Origin of the sequence: Pseudomonas sp. SWRI22 (assembly GCF_014268395.2) — a bacterium.
Classification (GTDB): Bacteria; Pseudomonadota; Gammaproteobacteria; order Pseudomonadales; family Pseudomonadaceae; genus Aquipseudomonas; species Aquipseudomonas paracarnis.
The window spans coordinates 2,057,471-2,078,378 of record NZ_JABWQK020000001.1 but is presented as its reverse complement, the minus strand read 5'-3'; the positions used below and the strand labels follow the sequence as shown (position 1 = coordinate 2,078,378).

Genomic DNA, 20,908 nt, shown 5'->3' with positions numbered 1-20,908 from the left:
GCGGAAGCGGCTTGGGTGACGTCAGCTTTTGGCCGATTGCTGCCCCACAAGAGAATCCCCTACGCTTGAAAAAAACGGTCGGGCCGGCATGAGCAAAGGGCACTGGACGCCTTGTCATCGATAATCTCTTCGCTGGCCAGGCGTCCTACTATCGCCGCCAACGTAACGCCAGGGTGCATTGCACAAACGTAGACGCCATCCACTTTTGGTAGATAGCCAATGATGGGGATGCCATCGGCAGGCATGGGCCTGAGTCCGACGCTAGCCTGTTCCGGATGTATGGAAACAACACCATGGAGTTCATCCTGAATTGTCTTGGCCGTTCGAAGCGCTATCGCTGCCGGCTGATTTTCCATGGCGTCGCCTAGGTAATCTTCTGCCGCCAGCAACGCACCATCCGAACCTTGCCTGACTTCCATTTCAGGGCTGGAGATGAGGGTGTGCACGAGGTTGGGTTGTGACTTGTAACGGATGAAAACAGCAGGCGAGGCCTCTATTGGCAGGGACACTCCAAGCATGTCTGTCAGCTTCGTGATGCCTGTTCCGGCTGCCAGTACGACAATATCGGCATCGATGATGCCCATTGTTGTTTTCACTCCGGTCACCGTTGCACTCTGGGTTACAAAACCGAGCACTCGCGTCTGAGTGAGAATCCGCGCCCCATGCGCCTGAGCACCTGCGATCAACGCATACGTAGCCGCCACTGCGTCCAGCGCTCCTTCTTCAGCCGCATATATCGCAGACAGCGGAGGGTTTTTGAGATTTGGTTCCAGGTCTAGAATCTGCGATCGAGACACCAGCTTTGCCAAAGCTTGATGACCTGAGATCGGCAGCGCTCCAATCGCCGTCACGCTGTAAGACAAGGCACCTGTCCATCGTATCTCCAGACCAGGCAGCTGCGTTTCGAGTAGGCGGTACTCCCTGATGGCAGAAACGCGAAGTTGCGCAATTGGGTCAGGGTCGGGGGGTGAGGTATTGAGCCAAGCGAATGAGGCGCCCGTTACTCCCGAAGCTATATCTTCAGCCTCTACCAAGGTGACATTCGCGCCTTTACCTGCCAAGTGATACGCCAATGACGCGCCAACGATGCCTGCACCAATGACAACGACTCGTTTGCCCTGACCATTTCCCATATCAACCTCCGCTCTGTCGATGTGCGGATGGTACGACAGCGGGATGATTTCATGACATGACAGCCTGATCGTTCAGCACGCTTTTTGAGTGTTTGCTCCTGGCCGAAAGCCGGCGGGTCAGGGATTGAGCAGCTCCATGAGGTGGGTGGCATGGACATCTTCTGTTCGCATGAAGCCGCAGCGCAGGTAAAACGCATTGCCTGCAGAAGTATCGGTGGAAAGACGCACCTTCTGAAAGTGAAGAGCGGCGTGTGCAACCAACGCCTTCACCAGCGCGTGACCGACATGTTGATTTCTTGCCGCAGGCGCCACGTACACTCGCCGTAGCCTTGCGGTATTGGGCTGATTATAGGGATCAACTGATAGCCCTCCGATTCCTATCACTTGCTGGTTCAAATACGCAGCCATGAGACATTCACCGGGCGCGTTGAAGCGATTCTTTCCTGAATGCCATTCCGAAATCAGACGCGTCAGAAATCTGAACCCTTCTGCAATTGCCTCTTTCTCCAAAGTAAGAACTTCCGCCGGAAGATACGTAATGTGTTGAATTTCGAATGGTTTCATTCATCGTCCCTGATTCGGTGTGATTCCTTTTTGGCTGATCGAGGGTGCGCTGGGCGCTTGCTATGAGCGATGCGAATGGCAGACACCGGCCATCAGCAGTCATTGGTATCAAGATATTGGTTGGGGTCAAGAGGAAATTAAGCTTTCCTATTTTCCGCCGCGTGCTTGCTGGGCGAGTCGGATGGTCTCGACAATATCCGCATCCTTGAAGCCGACTGCTTCGACCACACGGCGAAATATGCCTGGCAACCATGCAACTAAAGTATTGCGCTTGGGAATAATCACAGTGTCACAACGACGCTCGATACCCTTGACGATGCTGACGATGACATCATCGAGTCCAATCATTTTCCATAGCCCCCTCTCGTTTCCGCCCCAGACCTTGTTCCCGACTGGATCAGCTTGTACAGCATCCATCATTGGGGTCCTGAAAAATGTCGGGTGCACGCATCCTACGCCGACCCCAAGATGACGTACCTCAAGTCGGACACTGTCGCACAGCGCCCAGACCCCCGCCTTGCTAGCCGCATAGTGACCGCTGAGCGGGCCATGGATGAATGCAGCCATTGATGAGATCGCCATGAGATAGCCCTTACGCTCCTTCACGTAAGGCAGCACCGCACGGAACGTACGGAAGACACCATTGAGGTTGATGTCGGTGTGGCGCTCGAATAGACGAGGTTCCATAGTGGCCATGGAGTCGACGACGTAGATGCCTGCGCCGGCAATCACCACATCGATTCCGCCAAAATGCTGAACGACCGAAGCCATGGCTGTTTCGACGCTATCCAGAGAACAGACATCTGCTTGCCAGCCAGCTGCGACATCGGTTCCGCCCAGCTCACGAGCCTTCTCATCTACAACCGCGCCATCGAGGTCAAGCAGCGCGATCCGGGCGCCTTTGGCGCGAAGCGCCTTGGCCAGAGCCAACCCAAGGCCGCCGGCACCGCCCGTGATAGCCACCACGCGGCCGTTGAGCACGTAGGGTTTCATTGCTGCTCTCCTGAGCGGGGCAGTTGCCCCTGCGCAAAACTGCCTATGGCCTGTAGCGCATTTGCAGCTGAACGCAGGTAGAACGCTTGCAATTGAAAGACGTGCCACCGCGTCATGTAGATCTCCACACGACAATCGACTCCGCTACAGATGGCGTGCTCGGCTAAGCGAGTGGAGTCGGACAGCAGCAACTCATCGTCGCCGACCTGAACCATCATCGGCGGTAGCCCTTTCAGGCTGACCTGCAGCGGCTGCTCCATCAGCTCACCGGCATACCACCTCAACCCCTGCTCCAGCCAGCCTCGACTGATCATCGGATCTTGCTTTTTGCGCGAGGACATAGAGGTGCCGCTAAGACGTGGGTCGACCATCGGCGACATCAATAACAGCGCGCCGGCAAAGCGAACGTATATGTCGCGTAGTTTTAGCGCCAGGCACAGCGCCAACGAAGCTCCGGCTGAATCACCCGCCAGGAAAATCCGTGAGGGTGTATAGCCCTGAGCCCTCAGCGCCTCGTAGCAGAGCAACGCATCATCGAGCCCCGCAGGACACGGATTCTCCGGTGCCAATCGATAATCAACCACCCACACCGACATACCCGAGCTCCTGGCAAGACGGCTTGTAATGCTCCAGTGAGTATGCGGCGACCCCACACAAAACGCCCCACCGTGCAAATACAGGATCACCCCACCGTTTTCGCCTTGCTTAGGAGCAACTACTTGCACCGGTACGCTATTGACCAATTGACGATACTGAAACACACCTTGCGTACCCGGCATCAATGCCGACAACACGCGCACCACTTTACGCTGCGCCGCAGCGCTCAAGCCCGGACCGATCAGTGAACGGAATGTGGTGCGCAAAAACAGCCTTAAGAACCCAGCACTCAGCTTTTCCTTTAGCCCCGTGGGGGCTGCTATGGTCGAACCACCGTCGAACGGACGGCTGAAACGATAGGTGTGCAAGCCTGAAAAACGAGTTAACCCGCGATAGCTGAGTGTGAAACCCGGCCAGTTAGTGCTGTTATTACCGGAGGCATCGACGTACCAGCTTTTGCAGCCGCTCCATACCGTAGCGGCCAGGCGCTGCTGAGTACGCCTGTGGAAGCGTTGATACACGCTCGAATCAACTTCGACAGTATTGGCACCCGTGTCCTTGAGCATACGCCAGCAACGCATGACATGAGAAATCTGACTCTCCAGCATATAAACGATTGAGTTGTGCCCCAAATTGGTGTTCGGTCCGTACAACATGAAGAAGTTCGGAAACTCGGGCACAGTCAACCCAAGATAGGCACGCGTACCATTGCGCCAGGCATAGTTCAGGTCCACCCCCCCACGTCCGACGATACGCATCGGCGCCAGGAACTTGGTTGCCGCAAAACCGGTGCCGTAGATGATCGCGTCCACCTCATGTCGCTCACCGTCAACGGTCTCAATACCGCTCTCGTTGACCCGCGCAATTCCCTGCGTCACCAGCTCCACATTGGACCGGCTCATGGTCTTGAAGTACTCGCTGGACAGTAGAATACGTTTGCAGCCGTACGGATAATCCGGCGTCAACTTCTGTCGCAACGACGGATCGCGCACTTGCTCGGCCAGTAATCGACGAAACGGGACCCCCACCGCCCACTTCATCAGGCCTTTGAAACGGGTGAAGGCCAGCGCGCGTGATTCGTAGCGCAGATAGATTAGAGCGCGGTAGGCGCGCATAAACCCCGGCATTCTGAGAAAAAGCGACTTTTCCCTTTCGGAGTAGGCGCGGTCCGGCCGTGGCATCAGGTGCGCCGGCGAACGCTGGAAGACTTTCAGGTGCCCGACAGTTGCGGCAATCGCCGGTACGAACTGAATCGCCGACGCACCGGTACCGACCACCGCCACCCGCTTACCGGCCAACGGATAATCATGGTCCCAGGTCGCTGAATGGAACACATGGCCCTTGAAGCGCTCCATACCCGACAGCGCGGGGAATGCCGGACGGCTGAGCTGGCCGGTACCACTGATCAACAGGGAAGCACTCAGCACCTGGCCGTCTTTTAGAATCACACGCCAGAGCGAGTTGGCTTCATCGAATTCAGCGGACAACACTTCAGCGCCAAAACGAATGGAGGGATGCAACCCGTACTTCTCTGTGCAACGACGCAGATAGGCATGAATTTCGGCCTGGGGTGCGAACACCCGGCTCCATTCCGGGTTCGGTTCGAACGAGAACGAGTACAAATGCGAAGGCACATCACACGCGGCACCGGGGTAACTGTTGTCCCTCCAGACGCCGCCAACATCGAGTTTCTTCTCCAGGATCAGAAAGTCCTTCACCCCTGCCTTTTGAAGGGCCACGGCCATACCTATGCCGGCAAACCCCGTACCGATGATAATGGCGCTCAGGGGCTTGTCCGCTTGATTATCGACTTGCGCTTCAGGCTGTGACATGAGGCACCTCTTTAGCAGCGACGGCGTTTTCGAAACGGGCGGACGAATGCGTCTGCGGGAGACCACGAATCAAGTCCACGGCCTTCTCGGCGATCATGATCGTAGGCGCATTGGTGTTGCCGCCAATCAGGGTCGGCATAATTGATGCGTCGACGATGCGCAGAGCTTGCAAGCCGTGTACGCGCAGTTGAGCGTCGACCACGGCCAATGGATCATCGCCCATTCGGCACGTGCCCACGGGGTGATAGACGCTATCGGTGCGCTCACGCAGCAGAGTGCGAATCTGCTCATCGGTTTCGACCCCTTCGGTGTACAGGGTCCGTGTGATCCACTTGGCCAGTGAAGGAGCCTGCATCAGACGACGGGTGAGTTTGAATGCCGCGACCATGTCTTCGAGATCCTGCGGATCTTTCAGAAACGCCGGATCGATCAGCGGTGCCGCTTGTGGATCGTTACTCGCCAACGTAACGCTGCCGCGACTACGCGGGCGTAATAGACAGACGTGGCACGATAACCCGTGCCCCATGCGCAAGGTACGCGCATGGTCTTCGACCGGGGCAACGACAAAATGCAATTGGATATCCGGTTTGTCTAATGTGTCGCAGGTTTTGAGAAACGCTCCCCCTTCAGCGAAGTTAGAGGTGAGCATGCCGCGACGCTCTTGGCGAAATCTCCAGATCTCCTTCAATATTTTCAGGCAGCCGCCCAGGGAAACGCCCATGGCGTCGAGGCTGTTTGTCTTGTAGACGAAGACAAAATCCGGATGATCCTGCAGGTTTTGCCCGACCCCCGGCAGTTCGTGCAACAACGGGATGCCATGGCGCTGCAACTCCACCTTCGGCCCCACGCCGGAGAGCATCAATAACTGCGGGGTCTGGAACGCACCTGCGGCAAGGATCACTTCACGCCGAGCTCGAAGGACGTAAACCTGTCCGTGTTGCAACACCTCCACACCCACAGCACGAGTACCTTCGAACAGAATGCGTTGCACTTGGGCGCGGGTTTCAACGCTCAGGTTATCGCGCACGCCAATGTGGGGCAGCAGATAAGCGCGTGCCGCACTGTAGCGCTCGCCATGTTTTTGCGTGACTTGATAGGCACCGACCCCCTCCTGCTCTGCCCCATTAAAGTCGTCGTTGAGCGGCAACCCGGTCTCGCGGGCAGCCTCCAGAAAACGTTGCTGAAAGGGGTTGTCGGAGCGCAAATCGCTGACCCATAGCGGCCCGTCTCTGCCGTGCCAGGCATCATCAAGGCGCTCGTTATGCTCACTGCGCAGGAAATACGGCAAGACGTCCTTGTACCCCCAGCCAGGATTGCCCAGAGAAGCCCAATGGTCGTAATCCCACTGATGCCCACGCACGTAAATCATGGCGTTGATCGACGAAGAGCCGCCCAACGTCTTGCCTCGCGGCTGATACCCCGTACGTCCTAGCAGCGCGGCCTGCGCAACAGTGTCGAAGGCCCAGTTGTTCACCTTGGTCGGTACCATGGCCACTGTCGCAGCAGGAATACGGACCAGACTGGACCGTCCCTCCCCTCCCGCTTCCAGCAAGCAGACGCTGGTGTCCGGATCTTCGGACAACCGTCCGGCCGCCACGCAACCAGCGGAACCTCCGCCGACGACAATGAAATCGAAAGTCTTTTTCATGGTTGTTATTCCTTGGGCAAGGCAGAGCGGCGTTTGCGGCTTCGCAAACGCGCGACCTGGCTTGACCAGGCGCTGCGGTGACCTTTTATTGTTGTTGGAACGGCGAACCGTGCGACTCAATGGTGACGCGCCTTGTTAAAGATCCGAATGCTGCAACGGGACAACTACTTTATTATTTGGGCCAATGTTTTCATCGAAGGCACCTCGGTATGAGCTTTAGGAATTTTCTTCGGGGTCCGACCAGTACCTTGCTGATGGTTGAGTTCGGCGATGAAAAAGGTTTTCGGGCTGAAAAGATTTTGCTCGGCTCGGGACTGACGTTGGCTCAATTGACCGATCCGAATTTGGAGTTAACTGCCGACCAGGAGCTGCGCGTTGCCGAAAACCTGTTGCGTTTATCAGGCCATGCTGCGGGGCTAGGTTTCGAAGTCGGCACGCGCTATCACTTCTCGACCTACGGCCTATTCGGTTACGGTCTGATTAGCAGTGCAACCGTCGGCGATGCGCTGGCCCTGGCGCTGCGCTTTTTGCCGTTGACCTACGCGTTCACGGTGGTCGCCTATGAGGAACAAGGCGATGAAGGAGTGCTGACCTTTGCCGTTCTAGGATTAGCACCGGACCTACGCGAATTTCTATTGACCCGCGACATGTCAGCGGCTGCGCTGTTGCTAAAGGAACTGGGCGGCAATGACTTCTCGTTATCACGCTTCTGCCTGAGCAAGCAGCCGCCGCCTATCCCTGACAATGTGAAAGTGCTGGGGTGTGCCCCTTCGTACGCGGCTAATAGCAACAGCTTGGCCTTTAATCGCTCTTTTCTCAGTCTCCCTTTACCTCAAGCCAACGCGGTGACTGTTTCGATGTGCGAACAGATGTGCACGCAACTGATGCAACGTCGCATCGCACACGCCGGGATGACGGCATTGGTGCAGCACTACCTGAACACCCCGGATAATGGCATGCCCGATCTATCCAGCATTTCCGAACTACTACATGTGAGCCCGCGCACACTCAAACGCAGATTAAAAGAGGAAGGGACAACATTCCGAAAACTGCTCGCCGACGTCCGCAGTCGCAACGCCATCAATCTGCTAAAGGACGGTCACAACCTGACTGAGATCGCTGAACGCTTAGGTTTCAGCGACCTGTCAAGTTTCTCCCAGGCATTCAAGCGCTGGCATGGCATATCGCCAAGTCAGTTTTCACAGCAAAAAAATAACTTTGGTAATTATTAGACAGACGAACTGTAAACACCCCAGAGCGCTTTCACGAGAGTGAATACCCACTTCTGACCGATTTTGTTGAAGACTTTGGTTTTATAAACTATTGGTATACCAACCGCTGAAAGTACCTTTTGGGCACACCGCTGCACAAAACTTAAGCTCGGCCCCCTCAAAATAATGAACTGCCCATGGCTGTATAGACAGATCCAAGCGTCAGCTTCCTCAGCTAGGACCAGACTGACCGGATGCTTTTGGCCGATGACTGCCAGTCGTCACCGGCAGCTATCGGCCAATTGCAGTCATACAGGAAAGGCAGAAAACGACCCGGGGTAGGACCTCGGCCGTTCGGACGCTGCCCTCATTACGACTTTCATCTTGAGCCGCTCCCAACTCGTTCCAACCGCAGCTGTATAAATTCCAGCAACGCCCGAACCCGCGCGGTCACGGAATGGCGGTGGCTGTACGCGCCAAGCAATTGCAGCGGCGCAGCGCGAAGGTCCAGCGACACTTCCCGCAATCGGCCCGCGGCAAGATCTTCCTGGCATGGATAGGCTGCCACTATCGCGAAACCGATGCCTTGCCGCGCGCCCGCCAACGCAAGCTCTCCGCTGTTGACACGATAGCGACTACGCACAGACACCTTCACGATTTCGCCTGTGCCGTCGAGAAACAGCCAGGGCTGGCCCTTCAATGCGCTCAGTGTAGTAATGCACGGCAAGGACTCTAGTTCGCGCACTTGTCGCGGAGTTCCCGTTTTGGCTAACAGAGCGGGAGCCGCGACCACAATGCTGGGTAGCGTAGCGAGTTCGCGGGTGATGATGGTGCTGTCATCCTGGCGCCCACGATGGAAGACGATAGAGAGGTCCACGTCTTCCCGGAGCGCTTCTAAACCGGTCAGGCGTGTGTCGCACTCCAATTCGACGCCGGGATGGAGGCTACAGAATTCGGCCAGGATAGGGGCCAGTAGCCTTGGCGCTTCGCCTGGCATGCACATCCTCAAGGGCCCCCGCAGTTCACGCTGCACCGCGCCAAGTTCTTCCTCAGTGGAGAGCAAGGAGTCGAGCAAAGGTTTTGCACGTTCGTAGAGAAGTCTGCCGGCTTCAGTCATGCGCAGGTGGCGAGTACTTCGCTCCAGCAAGCGAACGCCCAATCTGCGTTCCAGCGAGGCGACGTGGCGGCTGACGTTAGAAGATGGCAGGGACAGCAGGCGCGCCGCGCCGGCAAAGCTTTGTGCATCGACGACCGCCACGTATACACGGACGGTGTTCAGGTCGAGGGCATTGCGCATGATTATCCCGATTAAGGTATTAAAGTCGCCCATTTTTACATAATAGTTCTCCCCATTGACGGAATCTAAGATGCTGTCTCGTCCGATGGGTTGTCGCCGATGGCGCGTTGGGGCGGATTGAATAGGAGATCCAGCGTGGAAATCGGAATACTTGGCGGCGGAATTGCGGGGTTGAGCATGGCGCTTGCCTTGCGCAAGCGGGGACACAGTCCCCGGGTATATGAGCGCCGGGCGGGGCCAGCGACCATGGGGGCTGGCGTGACGCTTTGGCCCAACGCTGGCTTTGTGCTGGAGGAACTGGACCTCCTCCAAGACATCGCGGCAGCGGGTGGCCGGCCAGTGGTAGTGCGCCGCCAGGACGCTGCGGGCAATTCGTTGGGGGGCATAGATATCGCGCTGCTGGACGAGACAATGGGATATCCGACTCATACCATTTTGCGGAGGGACTTGCAGGCCGTGCTGCTGAAGCATGCGGCACAGAGCGGAATCCCGGTGGAGTTCGGGCATCGGGCGGTGGGGATAGATCTGGAGGCTAATGGCAAAGCGGTGGCGCGCTTCCAGAACGGGGTGAGTATCCGTCCAGATCTGCTTATCGGCGCCGATGGCCGTATGGGGTCGGTGGCACGCGAGTTCGTTGCGGGGGATAACACGCCGGTTTATCAGGGATTTGTGAACTGGATAGGTGTGGCGCAGGGGGAAAGTGCGTTGGTGAGCGATATAGCGATTCAGGACTATTGGGGTTCGGGCAATCGCTTCGGTTGCGTGCCGGTCCGGCCGGAGTTGGTCTACTGGGCAGCGGCGCAGGCGCGGCCATTGTCAGGGCCGACGCCCGCAGCCGATATGCGCAAGGAGATCGAGGATCTGTTCGCGGGATGGCCGGAGCCTATCGCCCGTATCATCCAGGCAACGCCGACGCACGCCATCCGAATGATTGCCGTGCACGACTTGGAGCCGCTGCATGCGTGGAGCCGGGCTAATGTGCTGCTTGTGGGAGATGCGGCGCACGCGCCGTTGCCGACATCGGGCCAGGGCGCTTGTCAGGCGTTGGAAGACGCTTGGCACCTTGCTAGATGCCTGGAAGGAACGAACGGCCTTGATGAAGCCTTGCAGCGCTTCGCGGAGATCCGCGGGCCGAAGACCGCCAAGCTGGCCGAGCAGGGTCGAGTCTTCGCTCGAGGTCTGTTTGCCACTGATCCTGAAACCTGCCGCATTCGCAATGAACGCGCCAAGGCGTCCGATCCCTTGCGTGACGTGCAGGCCTTGGCGACAGGATGGTCACAGGGTTTGCCGATGACGGGCTGCATGGACAGCACGCCGATGGATGGCGCTGACTTCGGCAGTCTGTACCGCCTCTGAAAGACTGTGGCAATCTGGACACCGCATGGCGTCTCCGGCCCCGAGACGCCTCACTGTAAACCGTGGCCCATGACATTGCCCGCCGCGCTGGAGCGCCAAGTCTGGCAGCTCACACTGATGCTCTTCATATGTCGGCTTCTGGCCGGTTAGCGACCGTTGCTCTGATTAGTCATCCTTGTCCTTCACCACGTGGAGGACTTGTCGTGAACATCATCGCTACCTGCAGCCGTCAGCCCTGGAACAAAGGAAAACTGGTCGGGCAGAAAACCCCACTCCGACTGAGCGATATCTGGGCCATCCGAGTAAGGCTTCAAATTGCGGAAAGAACCCGAGATCTGGCTCTCTTCGATCTGGCCATCGACAGCAAGCTTCGAGCCTGCGACTTAACCAAGCTCCGCGTGCGCGATGTCGCTCATGGCGAGCACGTATCATCACGAGCCATGGTGATGCAGCAGAAAACGCAGCGGCCTGTGCAGTTTGAGATCACTGAGCAAACACGGTCTGCTCTCGCGGCCTGGATACACCGGGCCCAGCTACACAGCGAGGACTGCCTTTTTCCTAGCCGGCTGCATACTTCAGACCATCTATCTACTCGTCAATACGCTCGTATCGTCAAAGGCTGGGTTAAAGCCGTAGGCCTTGATCCTGCGATGTATGGCACACACACAATGAGACGTGCGAAAGCATCACTGATCTATCGCAGGACGAAGAACCTGCGGGCGGTTCAGTTGCTGCTCGGACATACAAAACTGGAGAGCACTGTGCGATACCTGGGGATTGAGGTCGATGACGCCCTGGAAATGGCGGAACAGACTGAGGTTTGACCATGTATAGCGACGGTCGAAGTCAGACCGTCGCGAACCGGCCAGAAGCAGCCATTTGATAGCGAGTCACACCGCATCCATCTCAGCACAGATGCGTCTGTCGCAAGTTGGCTGAGACGGCCTCTAAAGGAGTTACCTGATGAGACTCAATCGCGCGCCGACTCCGCTGCCGCAACCGCCATGGCATCAATTAGCTGCGCAGATGCGCTAGAGATGGGAACATAGCCGCGCATCAGGATTTGTGCACTCCGTCTATACGCAGCTGCCCGAACATCGATAGTGTCGCCATCAGTGCTTACACTGACAGTAGTATCCAATTTGCCAGCTGGGTTCTCGATACTCACTTCGATATCCGAATACGCACCCAATGGGCAGCTCACACCAACAGCCACATCATGCGCGGTCGTCCCCGGAAGCAAGCAAGCGGCTGCAAGACAGCAGCCGCCAGAAACAGCCATCGAAGCGTGGCCTGTCTGAGGCGTGAAATACCGCACCGCAATATGGCCCCCGTGACGCGGGGTGCCCACGATGCACACTTTGGGAATGGTTTCGCTACGTTCCAACTCCGAAACGCTCATCAGCTCGCCATCCCGGCCACGAAGCTGCATCTTGAGGCCAGCCTCAATCCAGACTCGCCGTAGCCTGGCCATAAACAGGGTGTCAGCCTCAAGTTCTGAAATCGCCTCATGGCCCGTTTTGCCAAAGCTAGCCGCATCAGCTATCACCATAGGCACAGCGACATCCACACACGAGACCTTGTGCCCGGCGACGATGTCAACGACTTGGCCTGTAGGCAAAAGAGTGCCGGTCTTGTTGCCCACCGGAGATTGAAGAAACAAATCAACGCGGGGAAAAGCTCCTGGAACGCCTGGAATCTCGGCGTTCACAAATCGGCCTAGGACATTGCGTGACATGCGCGCAACAGTGAGGACGCCTGTGTTGGTGTTCTTTATTTGGGCCTCAAAGCTTCCAGTTGCAGGCGCCTCTATCAGCCCAGCGTCAATAGCCCATAGCAGCAGAGCAGAAGACATATTGCCGCAATTCACGCTCCAGTCTATATCGCTATGATCACTAGCCAACTGGGCGAGCGTACTGACGATCTGGCGTCCCGTCGGAGTATCCTCAACCCGAGCCAAAAACACTTTGTTACTGGTTGCTGGCCCCCTTCCGAGCCCGGTTATCTGACGATTCCCAGGCAGATGTCCTGCAAGAGGAACTCCCATGAGGTGGCGCAACAGCTCTGCTCGCAACAATTTGTCACGTGGCAGCAAAGGCTCCCAAATCACTACACCTGTCGAAGTGCCACCTCTCATGTAATGCACTGGCAACTCCATCACGCCAGCATGCATCCGAGAGCTAAAGCCATTTTGGGAGACGGGAAACATAGGTGGTTTGAACATCTACAACTCCACAAATAATTGAGGGAGCCCTTAGATAGGCTCCTACACGGATCCCCTGCTGGCGCTGGCCGTGAGTTCCGCCACGTACTAATGATAGTCTGGGCACCAGCTATTGCTTGCCAACTCCTAGGCAACTGATGTTTTCACTGGCAATTGCGACACGGCGCAACAAGTATCCATACTAGTTCGCTCTCAGTTCAAATCCCATACTACTCGGCGCGTTGACCATCGGCGGGCCAGCGTTGCTTGACGGTACTATAGGCTCAGCGCTTGGCAGAGCGGCATTCAACACGACCTGGCTATTGGTCTATCTGCAATCGTTATTCCTGCTACGGAAGCATCGTGATGAGCAAGACACCTGATACATGGCTCGCATTGCCAGTCAGCCGTGGTGGTTACCCCACGCTCCTCGCTCTAAACTTACTCGCAGGATGGACCATACTCGGCTGGTTCAAAGCCTATCGTTTGGCACTCGAGGAACTGCGATAGCAGGATCGAAACGCGCTTGAGAGTTCAGATCAAGAGTAATAAAATCTGGGCACTTTTTTGATGCCTGGCTGTCAACCCTGCATCACCGCTAAGCTAGTACGCTGTCATGCACTGCTGGAAAAAAAATTCGCTGATTGAAAAACTAGAACGAAGCCTGCCTGGGCAGCAGGTAGATTGCGTTTTGATCAATGGATGGATAGCTACCGTTTTCGTCAGGCAACCAGAGCATGGCTCAATGTTTTGCACGACAGGCATCAACCTGGCCGATCTTGAAGACGGCTCAAGCGTTTATAGGCTTGCGGAGGAGCTTATATTTGAGATCGATATGTCCAGGAGAGAGAAAAGCTGAAGAACTCTTGCTGTAGCATCCTAATTGTTCACCAAATATCTTTGAGCACGCGGTCCACATTACGGTCTTTTATTTTCGCTTAACCCCGGCTGGACAATTTATCTAGCCAGCGGCCTCGCAACATCACTTCCTCTTTTATCTCCGCAACCAGCTTCGCAATCGCCGGATTCGAACTCAGGGTACGCGCGTCGATACCAGTCACCGTCAATTCCACTTGGTGCGTAATGTCGTTGGCCAGTTGAAGGCAAAGAATGTATCCGCAGCCGACTTTGCAAGTGCACAGAGTGGGTAAAAAGGCTGTTTCAAGGATACGGCGCAATTCAAAAGCCGAAATCATCGGACCATACTCCATGTTGGACTTCGTATTGGCAGTGCTGCCAGATAGAGAGAATGCCTCAAGGCAGCACCGTCTACATGGCTCGTCCAGAATTGTTCAGTTTCCTCCTAGACGCTACACGCGGCAATGTGGGCGACGCGCTGGAGACGGTCGGCGAGAACGCAGGGCACACTAAGCGGGGGGATCTCTCGGTTTAAGCAGATGACCTCCTGAACAAGGGCCTTTGGTGAGATCAGAACCGCGCTCTAGAGCATCGCGCCCAAGAAGTGTGTAGACCCCATGAGCCCATTCAGAGAGAAGCGCATGACCTCTGACATTCAGTAAGCGTCCGGTGGAGACACCTTGACGCCTTCATTCCCACAGACACAACGGCTCCAAAACCGCAATCACTAGCAGGGCTTTGCACCAGTTCTGGCAGTAGAGGGCTAGGTAAATTCGATCAGTGGCTGATCAGCACGTCGATGCCATCTGCCTTATCGTGAACACCGAATCGATCACGAGTGGGTTGCCCGGCCCATACCGATAACATCGACCAGCCCCCCTCACGACGAAGCTTGACCACGACCTTATCCAGCACTGCGATTCCCGTGATGTCCCAGAAGTGAGCCTCACGTAGGTCTATCGTGAGGGTCTCAGGTTTCTCATTGAGGTTGACGGCATTAGTGAATTGATATGCTCAACCAAAGAACACCTGTCCGACCAAGAAGCACGTACCGCGACCATGTTTAGGATCATATTTCAAGGCGATGTTCAAGTAGTGCGCAATTTTGTTAGCGAAGAACTGGCCGCTAGCAAGGTACGCGCTACTGCGCCATAAGCGAGGCTATGGTTAGCGACGACCATGAACGCCATCACAATGTTCGTAGAGAGCGAGTACTCATCGAGGTTGCGAATGGAATTCGGACTGAACGTACTGATGACACCATGATCATCCCAGCGACCAGGGCGGCCGTCGATATGCGGGCCAGCCAATCACCTAAGAAGATCATCATGATCAGTGGCACTACCCCTGCGATCAGCGTCGGCAAGCGAGTTCGACCACCAGAGTTCACGTTCATCATCGACTGACCGATATGCATAGCCCGCCATACCGCCAATGAGTCCGCTCGCGAACCTTGACCTTTGCACTCACAGCTCTTATCGCTGAACGTGTCGCTCAGGTATCGACGATGGTCGCAATCATCATCGACTCCAGCAATCCCACTATGGCCAACGCAACGGCGTAATGAAGCACGATAAGTAGAGTACTCAGGGGCCGCGGCACCTCAGGCAATATGAACATCGGCAAGCTATCAGGCTTTGCACCCATATCCCCAACGGTACGGATTTGAAGTCCCATAGAAGCCGAAATAGCGGTGAGCATCAAAATGCAAACCAGTGGTGAAGGAGCCGCTTACCCAGCATCGGTAAGCGTGGGAACAGATAGATTATTGCCTATCCCCGGCAGTCACTGTGTAGACCGGCCAGTTGACGCCAGTGATCTCTGGCAAATGTGCTATAAAAATGAGGAGCGCGAGCGTCTTAATGAATCAGGCCACGACCGAGCGTGATTAGAAACGCATTAACTCCCCTAAGCGCAAGTAACCAGCGATGATCTGCAATACGCTGCAGAGTAGCGCGGCGACCAACAAATATTGAAGACCATGATCCTTGACCAGATTCATCATCAATAACGCTATGGCGCCAGTGGCTACCAAGATCATTGCAGGACGTCCGTCTACCAAGGCAATAATGGTACGGCTGCAGAAGGAGGAATACAGGTCAACCTTGGGGTCAACTCCGGTAAAGATGGAGAACGTGATCTACATGGCGCGCTTAGGCGGCGATGAGTTCGCTATCTTGCTGACGCCTTTGCATAACGCGCAGTACATTGCCGACAAGGTCGTCGCATGTATAGACGCCCCTATCGAACTTCTCGGCATCCCGCAGATAATTTCCTCACTCAATATCGGTATTGCTCTATATTCAGAGCATAGCGCCACTCCCGGTGCGTTGCTTAACGCCGTCAATATCGGCGATATATCAACAGCCGTGTCTATCGCATTTAATGTTCCCCATAGGAGTTAATCCCTTGTTCTCAATCGGACGTTTTGTGTTAATCACGTTAGTGTTAGCTCTTCTGGCCGTGAGCGGCTGCCAGACGATCGCGAGCAAAGGCCTGACGCCAACGCAAGTGGCTGCTCTCAAACAGCAAGGTTTTGAGCTGACGGCTGATGGCTGGACCTTCGGCCTATCGGGCAAAGTATTGTTTGGCAGCGACGTTGAAACCCTTAACCAGCCCAGCACCGATATCGTTAAACGTATCGGCAGGGCGCTTATAGATGTAGGGATCGAACGCTTGCGTATCGACGGCCACACCGACGCCTCGGGAACAGAGACCTACAATCAGCAACTGTCCCTTCGACGAGCCGAAAGCGTCAGCAATATCCTAATCAGTGTAGGTATGACAAAAGAAAATATTCAAATGCGAGGGCTGGGTAGCACCGAACCGGTGGCACCGAACACTACGGTGGCAGGGCGTACGGAGAATAGGAGAGTGTCAATAGTAGTTATCGCGGGTTGACCGCGGTACCGAATACCAACATCGCTGCGAACACCGTGAATCGCCCCGGGTTTCGTAGACACCTCCATGCCTTAAAATGAGGCCAATTAGGGGGGGCCATGAGCAACCCGCGTTATCCTGAAGAATTCAAAATCCAAGCAGTCAATCAAGTGACCGAAAAGAAGCTGCCTGTCGCTGAGGTAGCGGCCCGTCTCGGCGTGTCGACGCATAGCCTCTATGCCTGGATAAAGCGCTACAGCAAACCTCAAGAGGAACGGCAGCAGGATGATGATCAGCACGCTGAGCTACGTCGTCTGCGAGCGGAACTCAAGCGCGTTACTGAAGAGCGAGACATGTTAAAAAGGCCGCCGCGTACTTTGCCAAGGAGTGCGGCTGAAGTACGCCTTTATCAAGCAGCGCGCACGCGACTATTCGATTCGACGGCTTTGCCTGACGCTGAAAGTCCATCCCAGCGGTTATTACGCCTGGCTGTCTGAGCCGCAATCTGTACGCGCCAAAGACGACCAGCGACTGCTGGGTTTGATCAAGCATTCCTGGCTGGAGAGCGGCGGCGTTTATGGCTATCGCAAAATCCACGACGATCTGCGCGAGGTCGGTGAGGATTGTGGTCGTCATCGTGTGGCGAGGCTGATGCGTATTGAAGGTCTGCGTTCTCAGACAGGTTATCGACGCGGCCCTGGAAAGTACGGCGGTAAGCCAGCGGTCGTCTCACCCAATTTGCTGAAGCGCCAGTTCGATGTTGTGGAACCCAACAAGGTTTGGGTAACCGACATCACGTACATTCGTACGTATGAAGGCTGGTTGTATTTGGCGGTGGTACTGGATCTGTTTTCTCGGCAGGTCGTTGGCTGGTCAATGAAGTCGCAGATGACCAGTGATTTGGCTATTGATGCGTTATTGATGGCGGTTTGTAAGCGTCCGGCAGACACACCTTGACCACACCATTCTCCCCCGTGCTCCTCAAAACCACGCTCATTTGCAAGGCTTTAGTAAGCGCTTGGTTAAGTCACCGTGGTTCGGAATTCGCGCTTAGAAAAATCAATAGATAGTGAAGTGGGACGCCTCAGACCTCGGCAGATGGTGCGGATAAGATAAAGATTCGGTCGTCTTGGATTACCAGACCCATTCTCCGCGCCTTAGCTTCGGTTATCAGCGCCCATTATCAGACTGAGGAGCTTTTTAGCAGGTCAACTCCGAGCGCGAGAACGTTCGTGCAGCTACTGCCCTTATGCTGATGAGGTTGCCAGATTTGCACGGGCCCACTCCTCAGCGGTCGTGACTTGAGTCGACTGCTGCGCGTTGAAAGTGCCTGCTTTAGGCCAGGCCACGCCTCTGCCCTGGGCGAACACAGCGCGGTACTTCTTGATGTGATGCGTTGGGTCTCTCTCCAATTCTTGGAGCAAGTACGGAACAGTCCACACGTTACGTTTGAACGGGCGACCCAGTACACGTTCGAGGAGGCTCGCAACCTCTCCGTACGTCACTGTATCTCCCGAGAGGTACACAATCTGATCGCGGAAGCGAGGTTCGAAGAAAACAATTTCCGCTGTCAACGCACCAATGTCTTCTGGAGTCGTGAGCGTCACGCTGGTCTCAAGACTGCCTAGCGCGTTCACGGTATCGTTTTCGAAGTCAACCACCTCGAATACTGGCTCGAATAGAAAGCTGGTGAACATACCCGTCGAGATGATTACCCATTCAGTTTTATCCTGGGCGCGAAGCAATTCGCGTACATCAAGTTGAGCATCGAACAGATCTTGAGGACTGCCCCGACCGATTACCTCGAAGTCGACACCAAACTGCCAAGGAAAGTAGCGCTTCACACCGGACTTGAGAGCTGCTGTAGCCAGCTTCATCGGGGTTTCCCGGCCTGCAACCATGCCTGCGCAGCCTATTACGGTATCGAACCGTGCGAACACTTCAGCCAACTGATCGATTGAATTATTCACGAGATCTGCGGCCACCATCTGGATGCCAAGATCTCGAAGCTCATCGATTTCGACCTTTTTCTCGGGCACCTGAGTGTTGATGGTCGAATCCCTGAGCAGGACGCTGATTGTGGAGCCGGGCGCGCGCTTTGCTACTCGCGCAAGATTGCGCAGAACCGGCAGCCCAAGCTCACCGGCGCCTAGAACGAGAATGGATTGGGGGGAAAGCTGGGTCACTTCGGTCATGATTTCTCCTGAGACCTGTTGCCTGTAAGATGAACAAATGCTTGCACGATTAGGCAACGTTCGTAAGAAGGCACACCTGTGATACCAGAGAATGAAATGACCGATCAGGAGGCTCTCAGCCAGGCAGAAACAATTTGCCGAACGCTTAGAGAAGACGATGATGGCGTCAGACGAGAAGTGCTTGCTCACGCAGGTAGCCGCTGGTCGTTAGGTATTCTGCATGCCCTGGGGGTTTACGGCACGATGCGCCATGCCGAAATAAAAAGGCAGATGACTGGGGTGACTCAGCGGATGTTAACCAAGACGCTACGCTCCATGGAGCGGGATGGGCTAGTGGTTCGGCGGGAGTTCGGTGAGATTCCGCCACGTGTCGAGTATGAGCTGACGCCGCTGGGTATGGGACTGTTGATCCGCATGTCACCTATCTGGACTTGGGTTGTCGAGAACGTTGAGGATTTCCGCAAGGCGCGGCGTATTTTCGACAGTCAGGATGACAAAAAACCCGCATGGCAAATACCTCCATCGACACCATTAGATTCAGACGCGTCGGACTGAATGTAGCTCATAGCGTGTTAGGAGCCCTGTGCCCATTGATGCGGTAGTAATTGGTCAATTGCACTGGCCCTCTGTGTCGGCAACCGCGTCAGTACATCCTTGAGATACGCGAACGGATCATGCCCATTCATGCGTGCCGATTGAATCAAGCTCATAATTGCCGCCGCTCGTTTACCGCTGCGCAGTGATCCGGCGAAGAGCCAATTCGAACGGCCAAGGGCCCAAGGCCGGATCGTATTTTCGACCCGATTGTTGTCGATGGGCACAGCACCATCATTGAGGTAGCGCGTCAGCGCTACCCAGCGTTTCAGGCTGTAATCCAGAGCCTTGGCTGTGGCCGAGCCCTCGGGCACAAGTTCGCGCTGAGCCAGCATCCACTCATGCAACTTCTCCGCGATAGGAATCGCCATTTCTTGACGTAATCGCCAGCGATCTTCATCGCTCATCTCTTTGGCCTTTCGTTCAACCTCGTATAGGCCGCCGATTGAGTGCAGCGCCTGTTCGGCCAGTTGGCTTTTGTTCGCCACATGCAGGTCGAAGAACTTGCGGCGAGCATGGGCCATGCAGCCGATTTCGGTGATGCCCCCTTCGAAGCCGGCCTTGTAGCCTGCGAAGCCATCGCAGACCAGCTTGCCGTTCCCCCAGGAAGTTGCGCGCATGTTCGCCAGCACGGCTCGGGCTGAAGTCGTAGACTACCGCCTTCAGTGCCGAGAATGGTGTCGTGCAGTAGGCCCAGACATACGCTCGGTGCGTTTTCTTTTCACCCGGTGCCAGCATCTGCACGGGTGTTTCATCGGCATGGACGACTCGCTGGGCCAGCACTGCCTCGCGCAGTGCTTCCACGAGCGGTTGCAGTTGTACGCCGGTTTGACCCACCCACTGCGCCAGTGTCGAACGGGCGATGGGCAGCCCGGCGCGGCCGAAGATTTTCTCTTGGCGATACAGCGGCAGATGGTCGGCGAACTTGGCCACCATGATGTGGGCCAGCAGGCCTGCGGTCGGGACGCCTTTGTCGATGACGTGCGCCGGTACCGGCGCCTGGATTAGCGTTTCACACTGCTCGCAGGCCCACTTTCCACGGATGTGACGCTCGACGGTGAATACGCCGGGCGTGTAGTCGAGCTTTTCGCTGGCGTCTTCGCCGATGCGCTTGAGGGCGCAGCCGCACTGGCAGTGGCTGTTGTCCGGTTCGTGATGGATCAGTGTGCGAGGAAACTGCGGTGGCAGCGGTGCGCGCTTGGGTTGCTGGCGCACTTTGGCTTCGACAGGTGCCGGTTGCAGCGCCTCAAGTTCGGCTTCGATAGCGGCGATATCCGTATCGATCAAGTCGTCGAGCAGGCTGGCTTGATCCGGGCTCAACTGCTCGCTGCGCTTGGCAAACTTGAAGCGTTTGAGCAGCGCGATCTCGTGGGCCAGTTTCTCGTTGACCGACTTGTGATGAGTGATTTGCTTGTCCATTGTCTCGACGCGCTGGATCAACTGCGCCGCCAGGGCACGCAGTTGTTCAGGGTTTAATTGATCGAGATTTGGATGCAAAGTCATGCCGCCGATTTTGCCAGAGAGGGCTGATGGCGACGATAGACTGA

The 20,908-nt window shown here is 55.9% G+C and carries 14 protein-coding genes and 4 pseudogenes; 7 read left to right on the top strand and 11 right to left on the bottom strand.

Annotated features, from left to right (window positions below; genetic code table 11):
• Positions 1-59: 59 nt before the first annotated feature.
• From HU730_RS09135 to HU730_RS09115, 5 genes are all read right to left on the bottom strand, one after another.
• Entirely contained in the window at positions 60-1,133 is a 1,074-nt protein-coding gene (locus tag HU730_RS09135) for an FAD-binding oxidoreductase (RefSeq protein ID WP_186526942.1), read from the bottom strand.
• A 117-nt stretch (positions 1,134-1,250) separates the two neighbouring features.
• Positions 1,251-1,697 (bottom strand): GNAT family N-acetyltransferase, encoded by a 447-nt coding sequence (locus HU730_RS09130; protein WP_186526941.1) that lies wholly within the window; start codon positions 1,695-1,697, stop codon positions 1,251-1,253.
• A 147-nt stretch (positions 1,698-1,844) separates the two neighbouring features.
• Positions 1,845-2,690: an SDR family NAD(P)-dependent oxidoreductase gene (locus HU730_RS09125; protein ID WP_015371099.1), complete on the bottom strand. Its 846-nt coding sequence runs from the start codon at positions 2,688-2,690 to the stop codon at positions 1,845-1,847.
• Positions 2,687-5,119, bottom strand: coding sequence for an alpha/beta hydrolase fold domain-containing protein (locus HU730_RS09120; RefSeq protein ID WP_186526940.1), 2,433 nt, complete (start codon positions 5,117-5,119; stop codon positions 2,687-2,689). The genes HU730_RS09125 and HU730_RS09120 overlap by 4 nt, the downstream gene beginning before the upstream one ends.
• Positions 5,106-6,767 (bottom strand): GMC family oxidoreductase N-terminal domain-containing protein, encoded by a 1,662-nt coding sequence (locus HU730_RS09115; RefSeq protein ID WP_003192627.1) that lies wholly within the window; start codon positions 6,765-6,767, stop codon positions 5,106-5,108. The genes HU730_RS09120 and HU730_RS09115 overlap by 14 nt, the downstream gene beginning before the upstream one ends.
• Positions 6,768-6,976: 209 nt before the next feature.
• Here HU730_RS09115 and HU730_RS09110 point away from each other — a divergent pair, with 209 nt between their 5' ends.
• Entirely contained in the window at positions 6,977-7,999 is a 1,023-nt protein-coding gene (locus tag HU730_RS09110) for an AraC family transcriptional regulator (RefSeq protein ID WP_043205926.1), read from the top strand.
• 358 nt (positions 8,000-8,357) lie between these two features.
• On the opposite strand, the gene HU730_RS09105 is transcribed toward HU730_RS09110, so the two are convergent.
• A complete protein-coding gene (locus tag HU730_RS09105) occupies positions 8,358-9,308 on the bottom strand; it encodes a LysR family transcriptional regulator (RefSeq protein ID WP_235991933.1) in 951 nt (316 codons plus the stop codon).
• A 102-nt stretch (positions 9,309-9,410) separates the two neighbouring features.
• On the opposite strand from HU730_RS09105, the gene HU730_RS09100 reads away from it, so the two are divergent.
• A complete protein-coding gene (locus tag HU730_RS09100; protein WP_137203668.1) occupies positions 9,411-10,631 on the top strand; it encodes an FAD-dependent monooxygenase in 1,221 nt (406 codons plus the stop codon).
• 203 nt (positions 10,632-10,834) lie between these two features.
• Entirely contained in the window at positions 10,835-11,455 is a 621-nt protein-coding gene (locus tag HU730_RS09095) for a tyrosine-type recombinase/integrase (protein ID WP_186526939.1), read from the top strand.
• 146 nt (positions 11,456-11,601) lie between these two features.
• On the opposite strand, the gene HU730_RS09090 is transcribed toward HU730_RS09095, so the two are convergent.
• The 3 genes and pseudogenes from HU730_RS09090 to HU730_RS09080 form a co-directional block, all read right to left on the bottom strand.
• Positions 11,602-12,855 carry a PrpF domain-containing protein gene (locus HU730_RS09090; protein ID WP_186526938.1) on the bottom strand — a complete coding sequence of 418 codons (1,254 nt, stop codon included), beginning with the start codon at positions 12,853-12,855 and terminating at the stop codon, positions 11,602-11,604.
• A 917-nt stretch (positions 12,856-13,772) separates the two neighbouring features.
• Positions 13,773-14,030, bottom strand: a complete 258-nt coding sequence (locus tag HU730_RS09085) for a DUF1652 domain-containing protein (RefSeq protein ID WP_186526937.1) — start codon at positions 14,028-14,030, stop codon at positions 13,773-13,775.
• Positions 14,031-14,469: 439 nt separating this feature from the next.
• A pseudogene (locus tag HU730_RS09080) lies at positions 14,470-15,826 on the bottom strand (SulP family inorganic anion transporter); the annotation flags it as partial.
• 10 nt (positions 15,827-15,836) lie between these two features.
• On the opposite strand from HU730_RS09080, the pseudogene HU730_RS26655 reads away from it, so the two are divergent.
• From HU730_RS26655 to HU730_RS09065, 3 genes and pseudogenes are all read left to right on the top strand, one after another.
• Positions 15,837-16,040, top strand: a pseudogene (locus HU730_RS26655) (diguanylate cyclase); the annotation flags it as partial.
• 61 nt (positions 16,041-16,101) lie between these two features.
• Positions 16,102-16,593: an OmpA family protein gene (locus HU730_RS09070; protein ID WP_186526936.1), complete on the top strand. Its 492-nt coding sequence runs from the start codon at positions 16,102-16,104 to the stop codon at positions 16,591-16,593.
• Between the two features lie 98 nt (positions 16,594-16,691).
• Positions 16,692-17,511, top strand: a pseudogene (locus HU730_RS09065) (IS3 family transposase); the annotation flags it as partial.
• A 308-nt stretch (positions 17,512-17,819) separates the two neighbouring features.
• Here the strand turns inward: HU730_RS09065 and HU730_RS09060 are convergent.
• A complete protein-coding gene (locus HU730_RS09060) occupies positions 17,820-18,767 on the bottom strand; it encodes an aromatic alcohol reductase (protein WP_003173940.1) in 948 nt (315 codons plus the stop codon).
• 96 nt (positions 18,768-18,863) lie between these two features.
• Here HU730_RS09060 and HU730_RS09055 point away from each other — a divergent pair, with 96 nt between their 5' ends.
• On the top strand, positions 18,864-19,322 hold the full coding sequence (locus HU730_RS09055) for a helix-turn-helix domain-containing protein (RefSeq protein ID WP_003429427.1): 459 nt from the start codon (positions 18,864-18,866) through the stop codon (positions 19,320-19,322).
• A 17-nt stretch (positions 19,323-19,339) separates the two neighbouring features.
• On the opposite strand, the pseudogene HU730_RS09050 reads toward HU730_RS09055, so the two are convergent.
• Positions 19,340-20,864 (bottom strand): annotated as a pseudogene (locus tag HU730_RS09050) (IS66 family transposase).
• Between the last annotated feature and the right edge of the window lie 44 nt (positions 20,865-20,908).